Genomic DNA, 14,948 nt, shown 5'->3' on the forward strand with positions numbered 1-14,948 from the left:
ACGCCGACCGGAGGATGGCGTGCCGAACAAGACGAGAACTGCCGCCGTGATCGGGGCCGGGCCCGCCGGCCTGACGGCCGCCCACGAACTGCTCTCGCGGACGGACGTGGTGCCCGTGGTGTTCGAGGCGACCGACCGCATCGGGGGCATCTCCTGCACGGTCGAGCACAACGGCAATCGGCTCGACATCGGCGGCCACCGCTTCTTCTCCAAGTCCGATCGGGTCATGTCGTGGTGGCTGGAGCGAATGCCGCTGCAGAAGCTTCCCGAGGACCACATCGACATCGCCTACCAGGGTCAGCAGCGCGGTCTTGCCGTTCCCGACGCCGGGGTGGATCCGCACACGACGGACCGCGTCATGCTGCTTCGAGAGCGGACGTCGCGGATCTTCTGGCATGACCGGCTCTTCGAGTATCCCCTCAGTCTGAGCGGGTCGACGATGCGAAACCTCGGGCCGGAACGGCTCTTCCGGTCGGCGGTGAGCTATCTGCGGTCCATGTCAGCACCCATCCGGGATGAGGACACCCTCGAGGACTTCTTGATCAACCGGTTCGGCCGTGAGCTCTACCAGACCTTCTTCCAGAGCTACACCGAGAAGGTCTGGGGCGTGGCCTGCGACGAGATCCCCGCGGAGTGGGGTGCGCAGCGCATCAAGGGACTGAGCATCCGGAAGGCACTGCTGCACGCGGTCGACAAGGCCCGCGGCGGCGTCGCCTCGGATGCGGTCGCGCAGCGGGAGGTCGAGACGTCACTCATCGAGCGGTTCCTCTACCCCAAGTTCGGGCCCGGCCAGATGTGGGAGGTCGTGGCCCAGGAGGTCCGCGATCGTGGCGGCGAGGTCCTGATGAACCAGCGGGTGGTGGGCGTCCGGACGACCGAGGGACACGTCACCGCCGTCGTCTCGGCGGACACCCGAACCGGGGAGCAGACGACCACCGCGGTCGACATGGCGGTGTCGTCGATGCCGATCCCCGCACTGGTGGACGCCATCGACATCGCGGCACCACGCTCAGTTGCGGACGTCGCCCGGGGCCTGCCCTTCCGTGACTTCTTCACCGTGGGACTGTTGGTCGACGGCCTGCGGCTGCCGCCAGCACCCGGCGACGACCTGATCAAGGACAACTGGATCTACATCCAGGAACCCGGGGTGCAGATCGGGCGCCTGCAGATCTTCAACAACTGGAGTCCGTGGATGGTGGCTGACCCGTCCACGGTGTGGCTGGGGCTGGAGTACTTCTGCTACGACACCGATCCGATCTGGCGTCAGCCCGATGCGGAGCTGACCAGGCTGGGCGTCACGGAGCTGAGCAAGATCGGCATCATCGAGCGCGAGTCGGTCCTCGACAGCTGTGTCGTCCGGGTCCCCAAGACCTACCCCGCCTACTTCGGCAGCTATGGCGACTTCGACGTGGTGCGGGGGTGGCTGCAGGAGATCCCGAACCTGCACTGCGTCGGCCGCAACGGTCAGCACCGCTACAACAACCAGGACCACTCGATGCTGACGGCCATGCTGATGGTCGATCAGCTGACCGGCGAGGACCCGACAGCAGACATCTGGGACGTCAACACCGAAGAGGAGTACCACGAGCAGCGCTCGTCATGACCCCCGATCCCGCTTGACCAACCACACCCCACCCAGTATGGCGAACCCGCCGATGACCTGGATCAGTCCGAGTCGTTGGTCGAGGAGGACCCAGGCGAAGACGACGGCGAAGACCACCTCGGACAGGCCGACGAACGAGGCGACCCGCGCCCCCAGCCGCTTCGCCGCGGCGATGCCGAAGGTGTAGGCGGCCACCGTGGAGATGAGGATCATGGCGGCCGCCGCCCAGGGCCAGGTCATCGTCACGCCACCGAGCTCGACCGGCGCCTCCGAAGCAGCCAACGGGAGCACCTCAGCGACCCCGAGGATCGCCAGGACCAGGCTGCCGACGAGGAGTCCGGTGCCGGCCAACGTGAGCGCCGACATGGTCGGCAGCTCGCGAGCCGACAGCGTGTAGTAGGCCGCCAGACCCACCGCCGCAGCGAGCGCCCAGGCCAGGCCGCTGGCGCTGATGGACGCGACCCCCGTCAGGTCGAGGACCAGCACCAGACCGACGAGGGAGAGAGCGGTGCCGGCCACGGTGGGGGAGGCGGGCGGCTTCCTCGTGCGAGCCCACGTGGCCAGCACGATCAGCGTCGGTGCCAGGTACTCGATCAGCAGGGCGATGCCGACGGGCAGTGTGGCGATGGCGTTGAAGAACGCGAACTGCACGCCGGCCACCGCCACCACCCCGTAGACCATCGCGACCCGCAGGTCGGTCGCGCTCGGTCGTCGGCGGGCGAAGCCGATGACGGTGACGGGCAGCATGACGACGGCGCCACCGCCAAGCCGAAGCAGTGCGGTGGCCGACGGCGACCAGCCCGCCTCGAGCAGGGCCGCCGCGATCGGACCCGAGCTGGCGAAGGCGGCTGCTGACACGACCGCCATGAGCAGGCCGGCACGCGTCGTCCTGCGGTCCTCGAACACAAGAGATCCGGGGATGTTCTCGACGGTCACGGTCGGCCGACTTCCCGCGTGAGGATCCGATGCCGGATCCCCGATGTGTGGGCCCATCCCGGAAGCATACGAAGACGACGATCCTCTATGCCATGATGCGACCGATGGCGCAGGGATCGACGCATCGTGGAGGGCCGGACCGGGGCGTGGTGTTCGCCCGGGATGGGAACGGGCGCAGGAGCACATCAGCCGTCGGGCAGACCGTGGTCTCGACGGCGTTGGCTGAGGTGGATTCGACGGGCGCCGAGGCCGCCCGCCGCGAGACCAGCTGGCGATCCGGGTACCTGCCGCACATCCGTCGGCTGACACTGGCAGGCCTTGGGTCCCGACCTGACGCGGAGCAGTTCGCCCGCGACGGTCTGGCCGCCTTGGATCTGGGGATGGCCTGGGCGGCGCCGGACGGTGATCGGCCCATCACCGACCTGCTGTCGGCCGAGCCCGACGTGGGGGTGGCCCAGTCCGAGGTCGCCGGGTCTGGGGATCCGGAGGGTGAGCTCACGGTGCCCTACCGCGGCACCCGTCTGGCGGGGACGTCGTTGCGCGACCGACTGGAGAGTTGGGTCGCCGATGGGATCGTCGAGCCGTCCTTCGCCGACGCCATCACCACCGTCATGGACAACCCCGCGTGGCTGCGGTTGGACGGTCGGACCGTTGCCGTCCTCGGTGCCGGTGCCGAGATGGGGCCCGCCCAGGCGCTGTTGCGGTGGGGTGCCAGTGTGGCGGCGCTGGACCTGCCCGGGGCGCCCGGTTGGGAGCCGCTGATCGAGCACGCGCGGCGCTCGGGCGGGCGGCTGCTGGTCCCCACGGCGGAGGGGGCCTCCGGTCCTGGTCTGGACCTGATCGAGCACGTTCCGGCCATTGCGAGTTGGCTGGTCGACATCGATGACGACCTGGTGATCAGCAACGACGTCTACGCGCCGGGATCGGCGTTCGTCAGGGTGGCCCTGGCCGCGGACGCCGTCAGCCGCCGGGTCGCCACGGCCAGGCCGACGACCGCGCTCGCCTTCCTGGCCACACCGACCGACACCTACGGGGTGCCGGAGCGGGTCGTCGAGTCGGCGGTGGCGGAGTACCGCGGCCGGTCGCGCTGGGCCAAGCTACTCGGTCGACCACTGCGGACGCTCAGCGGCGGGCGACTGCTGCGGCGTCCGTATGCGGAGTCGGTCAAGCCGGGCATCTGCGACGCGCTGGTCCCGCAGCAGGGCCCGAACTACGCACTGGCGAAGCGCCTGCAGCGGTGGCGTGCGACGGAGGCTCGGCGATCGGGAACGGTGGTCTCGCTGCACGTCGCGCCGGCCACGCGGACCCGGTCGGTGACGAGGAATCGGGCCTTGGCGGCGGCGTATGCCGGGGCGCACCGCTTCGGCGTAGAGGTCTTCGAGCCCGGTACGACCAACACGTTGATGGCGGCGTTGCTGGTCCACGACCTGCATGCAGGGCCATTGTCGCAGGGGCGATCCAGTCTCGATCAGGTGTGGCAGGACGAGGCGTACGCGGCGGCGCACGGCGGGATCTGGACGTGCCGGTACGCCCCGCGGAGCGTCCTGGGCATGGCCGCACTGCTGGGCCTGGGCGGCGCCCGGGGCTGAGGATCAGGCGGAGCGGCGGGCCGCCGCACCGGACCGCGGGTCGAAGCCGAGCGGGAGCTCCAGCCGGTTGGCGTGCAGCAGCGCCTCGTCCGACAGCACCTCGACCACGGCGTCGTCCGCCACCACCCGCCCATCGTTGACCACAACAGCGCGGTCGCAGAGTTCCAGCGCGAACGGCAGGTCGTGCGTGATCAACACCTGGGTGATGTCGAGGGAGTCCAGGACCGCGGCGACCTCGCGTCGGCCGGCCGGGTCGAGGCCGGACGTGGGCTCATCGAGGACGAGCACGTCCGGCCGCATGGCCAGAACCGTCGCGAGCGCCACCCGACGTCGCTCGCCACCGCTGAGGTGGTGGGGCGTTCGGTCGATCAGCGCTAGGGCGCCGACCTGCTCCAGGGCCTCGGCCACTCGCTGGTCCAACGCCGCGCCCTCGACGCCGAGGTTGGCGGGTCCGAACTCGACGTCCTCTCGGACGGTGCCCATGAACAGCTGGTCGTCGGTGTTCTGGAACACCAGGCCGACCCGCCGCCGGATGTCCCGAAGGTTCCGGTCGGTGACGGCGAGTCCGGAGACGTGGACCGAGCCCTCCTGGACCTCGTGGATTCCGTTGAGGTGCAGCGCCAACGTGGTCTTCCCGGCCCCGTTCGGGCCCAGCAGCGCCACCCGTTCACCCTCTTCGATGGAGAGGTCGACCCCGTCCAGCGCCGTGTGGCCATCGGGGTAGGTGAACCGCAAGCCGGTCACCAGGAGCGTCGGGGTCGCGGTCACGACACCACCACCCCGATGAGGAGTGCGACGAGCGCCGCGACAGGCAGGGCCAGCGCTGCCAGCCACTCCCGAGGTGTCGCCGTCGGGTGTCGTGAGGCCGGCATCTGACCGGTGAACCCACGCGCCAGCATGGCGTTGTGGACTCGCTCGCTGCGCTCGTAGGAGCGGATGAACAGCGTCCCTGCCGACTGGGCGATCGGCTTGGCCTGCCACAGCCACCGGGGGTCGTAGGCCCGGGCGGTCATGGCCGTCCGCATGCGGCCGAGCTCCGCGGTGAGGGTCTCGAGGTAGCGAAGCATGAACATCGCGATCGTCGTGAGCAGCGAGGGGACCTTGAGTCGGTTCAGCCCGCGCATGATGGCCGGTAACTCGGTCGTGGCTGCCAGGATGATCGAGACGGTCACACCGATGAGCGAGCGGATCAGGATGGTCCGAGCCGCCGCGAGACCTTCAGCCGACACCGAGAGACCGAGGATCTCGGTCCGCTCCCCACTGGCCACGAACGGGATCAGCACGATGAATGCGATGAAGGGCAGCACAACAACGGCACGTTTGAGGACGAAGAGCGGTCGGAGGCGGGCCACCACGACCACGGCCACGAGCAACCCGGCATGCGCAGCGAAGACCCAGAGCCGGTCTGCAGGGGTCACCGCTACCACGGCGACGAACGCAAACGCTGCCGCCAGCTTCGCTTCGGGTGCCAGGCGATGGACGGGGGAGTGCCCGTGGACGAACAGTGGGTGGGCATGACCCGCGGCCATGTGTGCGGGCCCTACGAGGCGGGGGTGACCGACTCGTCAGGCAGGTCGGCCGGCTCGGCAGCCCGCCGGTCACGCACGGCGATCGCCAGGCCGAGGCCCACGGCGCCCGTCACGATGACACCCACCAGACCCGCCAGGGCGAGGCTCAGGGTCTCGTTACCGACACCGGCCGTCGCGTAGTCCGAGAAGATGAAGGAGTCGAGCGCGTGGTCCTCGCCCGCCTCGATGAAGCCCTCATCCTCCGCGACCCGCTCCAACCCGTCCGGGTTGTCGACCGCGAACTGGCTGACCACGGTGGCGAACAGCACGCTGACCAGAACCCCCGCGATGATGAACGCCTTGGCTCCGACCTTGGGTCGGTCGGCCATCTGCGTCCGGTCCAGGTCGCGGGCGCCGTAGACCAGATCGGGCCGAGCCGCCATCACGGCGCCGATGGCCAGCCCGGTGATGATCCCCTCGCCGATGCCGATGAGCAGGTGGACCCCGACCATCGCCCCGAAGACGGTGTCGAAGGGCACCGGAGCCGAGGCGCCGAACAGCCACTGGATGCTGAAGGCCATCGCGGAGAACACCACGCTCAGGCCTGCGGCGATGCCCGAGGCGGCGATCACGCCGGCGGCGTTGGCGGGGAAGACCCGACGCAGCAGACGGAAGGCGGCGTAGCCTCCGAAGGCCGTGACGATGGCCATGTTGAAGACGTTGTAGCCCAGAGCCGTCAACCCGCCGTCGGCGAAGCCGAGCGCTTGGACGATCACCACGACGCTGACGACGATCGCCCCCATCGAGGGGCCGAGGAGGATGGCGGCGAGAGCCCCGCCGAGCAGATGCCCGGTCGTCCCGGCCGCCACCGGGAAGTTGAACATCTGGGCGGCGAAGATGAAGGCTGCGGCGATTCCGGCGAGCGGGACCTGCTTGTCCTTGATCGTCTCCTTGGCCTTCGCCACCGAGACCCCGATCGCAGAGGTAGAGATCACGCCCGTCGCAACGGCCGTCCCGGCGGTCAGGAACCCATCTGGTGCATGCATGGGCCGCAGCTTACTGCGACCTGTTCGCAATTACGAGGCAACGACGCACCGCGTGCACAGGCCAGTGACGATCAGCTCCACCTGTTCGGCTTGGAACCCATGCCCCGCAAGGTGGTCCGTCACCGCCTGAACCAGGCTGCCGCGGTGGTGGTCGACGGTGCCGCACGCCCGGCACACCATGTGGAAGTGCTCGTCAGGATGCGCGATCTCCCAGCGCGCACCACCGTCGCCGAGCTGGCTCTGTCGGGCGATGCCGAGCTCCTCGAACAGCCCCAGGGACCGGTAGACCGATGCCACGTTGACCGTCGGGTCGATGGCCTCGACGTGGCCGGCCAGCTCCTCCGCGGTGAGGTGCCCATCGGATTCGGTCAGCGCGCGCCAGACAGCCAACCGGGGCCCGGTGACCCGGTGTCCCTCGGACCGCAGGGCGGACTCCACGTCGGATGCGCTCACAGCCTCACCCTATGACCTCCACCCAGCGGGCGTCCCATGGCCACCTCCGCTCTCGCAGCGGTCCATAGGTGTTGCGAACTGTTGACGGCCCACCCCTACGGTCCCGCGTCCGCCATGTCCAGAGGAGGACGACGACATGTCCATCGCGAGAGCCATCAGAACCAGCCCATGGTGGCGGGCGGTGTCCGCCGCGCTTGTCCTGGCCCTAGCCGCCGCGCTGCTGAGCTTCGGCGCTGCCGAGGCGCAGGAGATCTCCTGCGACGTCCAGATCACGGACCCGATCGAGGGCTCCAGCACATCCAGCAATGACATCGCCGAGGCCTGTGGACTGGTCGAGGACGGGGAACTCAGCCTCGCCATCCGCACCCAGGACCGCGTCGAGCGTGGCTGGGAGGCCTACGTCAACGCCGACGGCCGCGAGTACGACGTCGCCGTCGAAGCCGACGGCGCCACCTTCCGCTCGGTCGTCACCTCGCGGGACAGCGGGGCGTTGACCTGCACCGGCGATGCGACGTTCGGCGGCGACACGTGGCGCTACAGCACGGGTCTGGTCCTTGAGGAGTGCTTCGGCGGCGAGGACACGACCCCGCTGTCCGTGGTCTGGAGGTCGGGCAGCGACTCCGCCCCGGACGACGCGGCCGAGGAGGTTGCGGCCGGGGACGGCGACGACGACGGCAACCCCGACGGGGACGGACCGCTCTCGGGTGGCTGTACCACCCGGGTCGCCGACCCGATCGAGGGCTCCAGCACGGCTAGCAACGACATCGCCGAGGCCTGTGCGGAGTACGACGGAACAACCCTCGACCTCTCGATCCGCACGCAGGGGTACGTGCGCCGCGAGTGGTCGGTGCAACTGCAGGTCGACTCGCAACCCTTCACCGCCGCGGTGCAGGTGGCCAGAGAGACACCGGCTCGGGCCATCCTCACCAACGCGGCTGGCGACGTCATCTGCGAAGCCGACGTCGCGTGGGGGCCAGGAGACGAGTTCCGCCACATCCGAAACATCGATCTGCAGTCCTGCTTCGGGGCGACCGACCTGCCCATCTCCGCCCGGTGGGTGTCGGGTAATGACACGGCCCCGGACGGTGAGCAGGACGAACCGATCGAGGGTGGGGACGGCACCGGCTCGCTGCCAGGCGGCCCGGGCGACCCGGGCGACCCGGGTGACCCGGGTGACCCTGGCGATCCCGGTGATCCCGGCAGCCCCGGCGACAACCCGAACCCGTCATCGCCCACGCTGCCCGCGGCGCCTGACGGACTGCGGCTGTCCGGCGCGAGCCGCTTCGAGACATCGGCCAACGTGGCCCTGTACGCCTGGCCCGACGGCGCGGCCGAGGTCTACCTGGCCCGGGCCGACAATCCGGCCGACGCCCTTTCCGGGGGATCCCTGCCCTACGGGCCGGTCCTGCTGGTACCGACCTGCGACGGCATCCCCGACCCGATCGCGGCTGCCATCACACAACTCGGACCTGAGCGAGTCATCGCCCTGGGCGGCGAGGCAGCGGTGTGCCAGGCAACCCTGGACGCGGCCAACGCACTCTGACCGAGATGCCTTGAGCGTCGGCGGAGGGGCCTGCTGAGCTGCACGTCAGCAGGTTCCTCCAGCTACCGGAGCGGTCGGGCGGTCGGCGGGATCGGGAACGGGAGCGCCGTCGTGCCCATGAGGTGCTCATCCACGGCCGAGGCGCAGGCCCGGCCCTCTGCGATGGCCCAGACGATCAGGGACTGACCGCGACCCATGTCGCCGGCTACGAAGACGTTCTCGACGTTCGTGGCGTACTGCTCGTCCCTGACCGCATTGGACCTGCCGTCACGCTCGACGCCGAACTCGTCCAGCACGCCTCCCTCGTCGGGCCCGAGGAAGCCCATCGCGAGGAGGACCAGGTCCGCGTCGTAGGTGAAGTCGGTCCCCTCGACCTTGTGGAACCGGCCATCGCGGAACTCGACCTCGTGGCCCTTCAAGGCCGTCACGCGACCGTCCTCGCCGATGAACTCCTCGGTGTTGACCGAGTACACTCGTTCCCCACCCTCGTCGTGGGCTGAGGTGACCTTGTACGTCATCGCATAGGTGGGCCACGGCTGGGAGCTCGGCCGCTCGTCCGGTGGGCGAGGCATGATCTCGAACTGTCGGATCGACGCGGCCCCCTGCCGGTGGGACGTTCCCAGGCAGTCTGCGCCCGTGTCGCCGCCGCCGATGATGATGACGTGCTTGCCCTCAGCGGTGATGGGCACGTCGCGGGGGTCGAGGTCGCCCTCTTGGGCCTTGTTCGCCCATGGCAGGAACTCCATCGCCTGGTGGATGCCGTCGAGCTCCCGACCGGGGACGGGCAGGTCACGCCAGTTGGTGGCACCCCCGGCCAGGACGATGGCGTCGAAGCTCTCCTGGAGCGAGCTGACCGAGACGTTGCCTCCGATGTCGGCGTTGGTCCGGAAGACCGTCCCCTCCTCGGTCATCTGCTCCAGCCGCCGGTCCAGGTGGCGCTTCTCCATCTTGAACTCGGGGATCCCGTAGCGGAGCAGGCCCCCGATGCGGTCGGCTCGCTCGAACACGGTGACGTCGTGGCCGGCCCGGGTCAGTTGCTGGGCAGCTGCCAGGCCCGCTGGCCCCGATCCGACGACAGCGACGGACTTGCCGGTCCTGATCGACGGGGGCAGGGGCTTGACCCAGCCCTCTTCCCAGGCCCGGTCGATGATCTCGACCTCGACCTGCTTGATCGTGACGGGCGGCTGGTTGATGCCGAGCACACACGCCTGCTCACACGGTGCGGGACAGAGGCGACCGGTGAACTCCGGGAAGTTGTTGGTTGCGTGCAGACGGTCGATCGCCTTGTGCCACTGGTCCCGGTAGACCAGGTCGTTCCAGTCGGGGATCAGGTTGCCGAGGGGACAGCCGTTGTTGCAGAAGGGGATGCCACAGTCCATGCAGCGGCTGGCCTGCTCCTTCAGCACCTCCTCGTCGTGGTCGGTGTAGACCTCATTCCAGTCGTTCACGCGTTCGTTGCGTGCCCGATAGATCGGGAGCCGGCGCTCGCGGACCTTCAAAAACCCTCGTGTGTCACCCATTGGTCGTCTCTCCTATCCGTGCGCCGACGCCATGATCGCCTCATCGACGTCGCGGCCTTGCTCTTCTGCGAGGGCGGCTGCGTCCAGCACCCGGCGGTAGTCGGCCGGCATCACCTTGCGGAAGTGCCGCACGTTGGTGCGCCAGCGGTCCAGGATCTTCGCCGCCACCAATGAGTTGGTCTCGCGGAGGTGACTGCGCACCACGTCGCGGAGGAACTCGATGTCGTCCTCCTCCATCGACTCCAGGTTCACCATGTCGGTGTTGACGTCCTTCTCGAAGTTGTTCGACGGGTCGTAGACGTAGGCGATCCCGCCGCTCATCCCGGCCGCGAAGTTCCGCCCGGTGTCGCCGAGCACCACCACACGTCCGCCGGTCATGTACTCGCACCCGTGGTCACCGATCCCCTCCACCACGGCCAGCGCACCCGAGTTGCGGACGCAGAACCGCTCGCCGACGACGCCGCGGATGAACATCTCTCCACCAGTGGCGCCGTAGCCGATCACGTTGCCGGCGATGATGTTCTCGGACGCGACGAAGTCCTCGTGCCGGTCATCGGGGGGCCGGACGATCACACGACCGCCGGAGAGGCCCTTGCCGACGTAGTCGTTGGCGTCACCCTCCAGCCGCAGGGTCACGCCCTTCGGCAGGAAGGCACCGAACGACTGGCCGGCCGAGCCGGTCAGGTTCACCTCGATGGTGTCGTCTGGCAGGCCAAGGGAGCCGTACCGCTTGGAGATCTCATGCCCCAGCATCGTCCCAACCGTCCGGTTGAGGTTGCGGATGGGCAGGTCGATCTGGACGCGCTGCCCCCGTTCCAGCGCCGGCTCGGACGTGCGGATCAACTCCACGTCCATCGCCTTGTCCAAGCCGTGGTCCTGCCCCGTGGAGCAGAACGAGTTCTGTTCCCACGGGGACTCGGGCCTCGCCAGGATGGGGGAGAGGTCGAGGCCGGATGCCTTCCAGTGGTCCTCAGCAGCGGAGGTGTCGAGGGCGTCGACCTGCCCGATGGCCTCCTCCAGCGTCCGGAAGCCGAGCTGGGCCAGATACTCCCGGACCTCCTCGGCGATGTAGGTGAAGAACGTCTCGACGAACTCCGGCTTGCCGGTGAAGCGCGCCCGGAGCTCCGGGTTCTGCGTGGCCACGCCCACCGGACAGGTGTCGAGGTGGCAGACCCGCATCATGATGCAGCCGGACACGACCAGCGGCGCTGTCGCGAAGCCGTACTCCTCCGCCCCCAGCAGCGCCGCGATCATCACGTCCCGGCCGGTCTTCAGCTGCCCGTCGGTCTGGACCACGATCCGGTCGCGCAGTCCGTTGATCATCAGGGTCTGCTGCGTCTCGGCGAGGCCCAGCTCCCACGGCGTCCCGGCGTGCTTGAGGGAGTTCAGTGGCGACGCGCCGGTCCCACCGTCGTGTCCAGAGATCAGGACCACATCGGCCTTGGCCTTGGAGACCCCGGCCGCGACCGTCCCCACGCCGACCTCACTGACCAGCTTCACGTGGACCCGCGCCTTGGGGTTGGCGTTCTTCAGATCATGGATCAGCTGCTTCAGATCCTCGATCGAGTAGATGTCGTGGTGCGGCGGCGGCGAGATCAACCCTACGCCCGGGGTCGAGTGCCGGGTCTTGGCGATCCACGGCCACACCTTCTGCCCGGGTAGCTGGCCGCCCTCGCCGGGCTTGGCGCCCTGGGCCATCTTGATCTGGATGTCGTCGGAGTTGGTCAGGTAGTTGGAGGTCACCCCGAACCGGCCGGAGGCCACCTGCTTGATGGCGCTGCGCCGCAGGTCACCGTTGGAGTCGGGGACGTAGCGCTCCTCGTCCTCCCCGCCCTCCCCGGTGTTCGACTTGGCACCCAACCGGTTCATGGCGATGGCCAGGGTCTCGTGCGCCTCCGCGGAGATGGACCCGTAGCTCATCGCGCCCGTCGAGAACCGGGCGATGATGCTGGAAGCCGACTCGACCTCCTCCAGCGGGATCGGCGGGCGCACCCCCTCGGCGAAGCCGAAGAGCCCACGGAGGGTCGCGAGCTTCTCGGCCTGCCCATCGACCAGGGCGGTGTACTCCTTGAAGATCTCGTACTGCTTGGACCGGGTGGCGTGCTGCAGCTTGAACACGGTCTCGGGGTTGAACAGGTGGTACTCGCCTTCGCGGCGCCACTGGTACTCGCCACCCACCCACAGGTCGCGGTGGGCGGCCTCCGTCGGGTTGTCCAGGTAGGCGAAGCTGTGCCGGGCCGCGACCTCCTCCGCGATGAGGTCCAGGTCGATGCCGCCGAGCTTGGTCGAGGTGCCGGTGAAGTAGGCGTCCACGACGCCCGTCGAGAGCCCGACGCACTCGAAGACCTGCGCACCGCGGTACGACGCGACGGTCGAGATCCCCATCTTCGACATGACCTTGAGCACGCCCTTGGTCATCGCCTTGATGTAGTTGCGCACCGCCTTCTTGACCGGCAGTCCGCCGAGTTGGTTCTCGTCGGCCAGCACCTGGATCGACTCGAACGCCAGATACGGGTTGATCGCAGCGGCGCCGTAGCCGATCAGCAGCGCCATGTGCTGGACCTCGCGCGCGTCGCCGCACTCGATGACCAGCCCGCAGCGGCTGCGAAGCTTCTCCCGGACCAGATGGTGGTGGACTGCTCCGGTGAGGAGCAGGGAGGGGATCGGAGCCAACTCCTCGGTGGAGTACCGGTCGGAGAGGATCACGGTCGCGGCCCCGTCACGGACGGCCTGGGCGACCGTGTCACAGATCTCAGTCAGTGCCTTCTCCATGGCGTCGCCGCCACCCTCGACCGGGAAGAGGCCGTCGATGGCGAAGACCTCGAAGCCGGGCCGGTCACCATCGTCGTTGATGTAGGCGATCTTGGCGAACTCGGAGTTGGAGATGATCGGCGTCGACAGCACGATCTGCTGGCAGGCCTCGGGGCCCGGCTCGAGGAGGTTCGACTGCGGCCCCAGCGTGGTCATCATCGAGGTGACCATCTCCTCCCGGATCGCGTCGAGCGGCGGGTTGGTGACCTGCGCGAACATCTGCTTGAAGTAGTCGAAGAGCATGCGCGGCCGCTCGGAGAGCACCGCGATCGGGGTGTCCGTTCCCATCGAGCCGATGGGCTCGGCGCCCGTCCGCGCCTCCGGACCGAGCAGGATCTTGAGATCCTCGTTGGTCCACCCGAACGTCCGCTGGTGGGTGATGACGGAGGAGTGCTGCGGCGTCAGCATGAAGCGAGGCGGGAGGTCCTCCAGGTAGACCGACCCGGCCTCCAACCAGTCGCCGTACGGCTCGGCATCGGCCAGGGAGCGCTTGATCTCCTCGTCCTCGACGATCCGGCCTTGTGCGGTGTCGACCAGGAACATCCGCCCCGGCTGCAATCGACCCTTGCGGATGACCGTCGACTGATCGATGTCGAGCACGCCGACCTCGGAGGCCATGACGACCAGCCCGTCCTCGGTGACCCAGTAGCGGGAGGGGCGTAGACCGTTGCGGTCCAGCACCGCACCGACGACCGTGCCATCGGTGAAGGTGATGGAGGCCGGGCCGTCCCAGGGCTCGATGAGCGCGGCGTGGTAGCGGTAGAAGTCGCGCTTCCAGTCCGGCATCGCGGGCTGGTTCTCCCACGCCTCCGGCACCATCATCAGGACGGCGTGCGGCAGGCTGCGACCGGCCAGGTGCAGCAACTCGAGCGCCTCGTCGAAGCTCGCGGTGTCGCTGGCGTCGGGCGTCATGATCGGGAACGCCTGCTCGAGTTGCTCGCCGAAGACCTTCGACTTGAAGCGCCCCTCGCGACTGCGCATCCAGTTGCGGTTGCCCATGACGGTGTTGATCTCACCGTTGTGGGCGACCATCCGGTAGGGGTGGGCCAGCGGCCAGCTCGGGAAGGTGTTGGTGGAGAAGCGGGAGTGCACCAGTGCCAGGCCCGTCTCGTACCGCTCGTCGGAGAGGTCATCGAAGAACTCGCGGAGCTGCTGCGTCGTCAGCATGCCCTTGTAGACCAGCGTGCGGCAGGACAGCGACGGGAAGTAGACGTCCACCTCGTGCTCGATGCGCTTCCGGGCGACGAAGGTGAGCCGGTCGAGGTCGATCCCGCCTGCCCCGTTCTCGGCGGCCAGGAAGAGCTGGCGGAACACCGGCTGGGCGTTGCTGGCGAACGACCCGATCCCACTGTCGTCGATCGGCACCTCCCGCCAGCCGAGGACCTCGAGTTCCTGCTCGGCGGCGATGGTCTCGATAGCCGCTGCGGCCTCGTCGGTGCCCTCCGTGGGCAGGAAGGCCATTCCCACGGCGTACGACCCGGGGCCGGGCAGCTCGAAGTCGCAGACCTCGGCGAACATCCGATGGGGGATCTGGGTGAGGATCCCCGCGCCGTCGCCGACGTTCTCCTCCGCGCCGGTCGCCCCGCGGTGGTCCAGGTTGTGCAACGCGGTCAGCGCCTTGACCACCATGTCGTGGCTCGCGGTGCCGTTCAGGTCGGCGACGAAGGCCACCCCACAGGCGTCGTGCTCGTATGCGGGGTCGTACAGGCCGAAGGTCGGGTGGGTCATGTCCACATCCAGTGCAGTAGTCGAACGTTGCGGTTCAGGCTCTTGCAGTGTGGGACATCGTTGGCCCAACAGCGCACCGAATCACAACCGTAGCGCACACCGGAAAATCGGGCCAATCGACCCGCTCCGGAGGTTGTCCACAGGTGGGAACCTCGTGGGTCGCGGCGACGTCCTACGGTGTGTCATGCTGGATTCGAGCGCGCGACCGCGC

At 68.7% G+C, this 14,948-nt stretch carries 10 protein-coding genes; 3 read left to right on the top strand and 7 right to left on the bottom strand.

What is annotated here, in order from left to right; genetic code table 11:
• Positions 1-19 precede the first annotated feature (19 nt).
• On the top strand, positions 20-1,603 hold the full coding sequence (locus tag C1746_RS02845) for an NAD(P)/FAD-dependent oxidoreductase (RefSeq protein ID WP_205711669.1): 1,584 nt from the start codon (positions 20-22) through the stop codon (positions 1,601-1,603).
• Here C1746_RS02845 and C1746_RS21860 read toward each other — a convergent pair.
• A complete protein-coding gene (locus C1746_RS21860) occupies positions 1,598-2,596 on the bottom strand; it encodes an EamA family transporter (protein WP_162867307.1) in 999 nt (332 codons plus the stop codon). The genes C1746_RS02845 and C1746_RS21860 overlap by 6 nt on opposite strands.
• Positions 2,597-2,643: 47 nt before the next feature.
• Here C1746_RS21860 and C1746_RS02860 point away from each other — a divergent pair, with 47 nt between their 5' ends.
• Entirely contained in the window at positions 2,644-4,128 is a 1,485-nt protein-coding gene (locus C1746_RS02860) for a hypothetical protein (protein WP_116715539.1), read from the top strand.
• A 3-nt stretch (positions 4,129-4,131) separates the two neighbouring features.
• Here the strand turns inward: C1746_RS02860 and C1746_RS02865 are convergent, their stop codons facing one another.
• The 4 genes from C1746_RS02865 to C1746_RS02880 are packed head-to-tail and all read right to left on the bottom strand — an operon-like array spanning position 4,132 to position 7,135.
• Positions 4,132-4,896 carry an energy-coupling factor ABC transporter ATP-binding protein gene (locus C1746_RS02865; protein WP_116713188.1) on the bottom strand — a complete coding sequence of 255 codons (765 nt, stop codon included), beginning with the start codon at positions 4,894-4,896 and terminating at the stop codon, positions 4,132-4,134.
• Positions 4,893-5,657: a cobalt ECF transporter T component CbiQ gene (gene cbiQ / locus C1746_RS02870; RefSeq protein WP_116713189.1), complete on the bottom strand. Its 765-nt coding sequence runs from the start codon at positions 5,655-5,657 to the stop codon at positions 4,893-4,895. Before cbiQ ends, C1746_RS02865 begins: the two co-directional genes overlap by 4 nt.
• 11 nt (positions 5,658-5,668) lie before the next feature.
• A complete protein-coding gene (locus tag C1746_RS02875; protein ID WP_116713190.1) occupies positions 5,669-6,682 on the bottom strand; it encodes an energy-coupling factor ABC transporter permease in 1,014 nt (337 codons plus the stop codon).
• A 30-nt stretch (positions 6,683-6,712) separates the two neighbouring features.
• Positions 6,713-7,135 (bottom strand): Fur family transcriptional regulator, encoded by a 423-nt coding sequence (locus C1746_RS02880; RefSeq protein ID WP_116713191.1) that lies wholly within the window; start codon positions 7,133-7,135, stop codon positions 6,713-6,715.
• 181 nt (positions 7,136-7,316) lie between these two features.
• Between C1746_RS02880 and C1746_RS02885 the strand changes: the two genes are divergently transcribed.
• Positions 7,317-8,678: a cell wall-binding repeat-containing protein gene (locus C1746_RS02885; protein WP_116713192.1), complete on the top strand. Its 1,362-nt coding sequence runs from the start codon at positions 7,317-7,319 to the stop codon at positions 8,676-8,678.
• Positions 8,679-8,740: 62 nt separating this feature from the next.
• Here the strand turns inward: C1746_RS02885 and C1746_RS02890 are convergent, their stop codons facing one another.
• Complete coding sequence (locus C1746_RS02890; RefSeq protein ID WP_116713193.1) at positions 8,741-10,198, bottom strand: glutamate synthase subunit beta; 1,458 nt, start codon at positions 10,196-10,198, stop codon at positions 8,741-8,743.
• A 12-nt stretch (positions 10,199-10,210) separates the two neighbouring features.
• Positions 10,211-14,737 carry a glutamate synthase large subunit gene (gene gltB, locus C1746_RS02895; protein WP_116713194.1) on the bottom strand — a complete coding sequence of 1,509 codons (4,527 nt, stop codon included), beginning with the start codon at positions 14,735-14,737 and terminating at the stop codon, positions 10,211-10,213.
• Between the last annotated feature and the right edge of the window lie 211 nt (positions 14,738-14,948).

It is taken from the genome of Euzebya tangerina, assembly GCF_003074135.1.
GTDB classification, from domain to species: Bacteria; Actinomycetota; Nitriliruptoria; order Euzebyales; family Euzebyaceae; genus Euzebya; species Euzebya tangerina.

What these genes read in the sequence shown, in the direction of transcription:
- C1746_RS21860 (WP_162867307.1), bottom strand. Translation starts at nt 2,596, where the DNA reads ATGGGCCCACACATCGGGGATCCGGCATCGGATCCTCACGCGGGAAGT.
- C1746_RS02860 (WP_116715539.1), top strand. Translation starts at nt 2,644, where the DNA reads ATGGCGCAGGGATCGACGCATCGTGGAGGGCCGGACCGGGGCGTGGTG.
- cbiQ (WP_116713189.1), bottom strand. Translation starts at nt 5,657, where the DNA reads ATGGCCGCGGGTCATGCCCACCCACTGTTCGTCCACGGGCACTCCCCC.
- C1746_RS02875 (WP_116713190.1), bottom strand. Translation starts at nt 6,682, where the DNA reads ATGCATGCACCAGATGGGTTCCTGACCGCCGGGACGGCCGTTGCGACG.
- C1746_RS02890 (WP_116713193.1), bottom strand. Translation starts at nt 10,198, where the DNA reads ATGGGTGACACACGAGGGTTTTTGAAGGTCCGCGAGCGCCGGCTCCCG.
- gltB (WP_116713194.1), bottom strand. Translation starts at nt 14,737, where the DNA reads ATGACCCACCCGACCTTCGGCCTGTACGACCCCGCATACGAGCACGAC.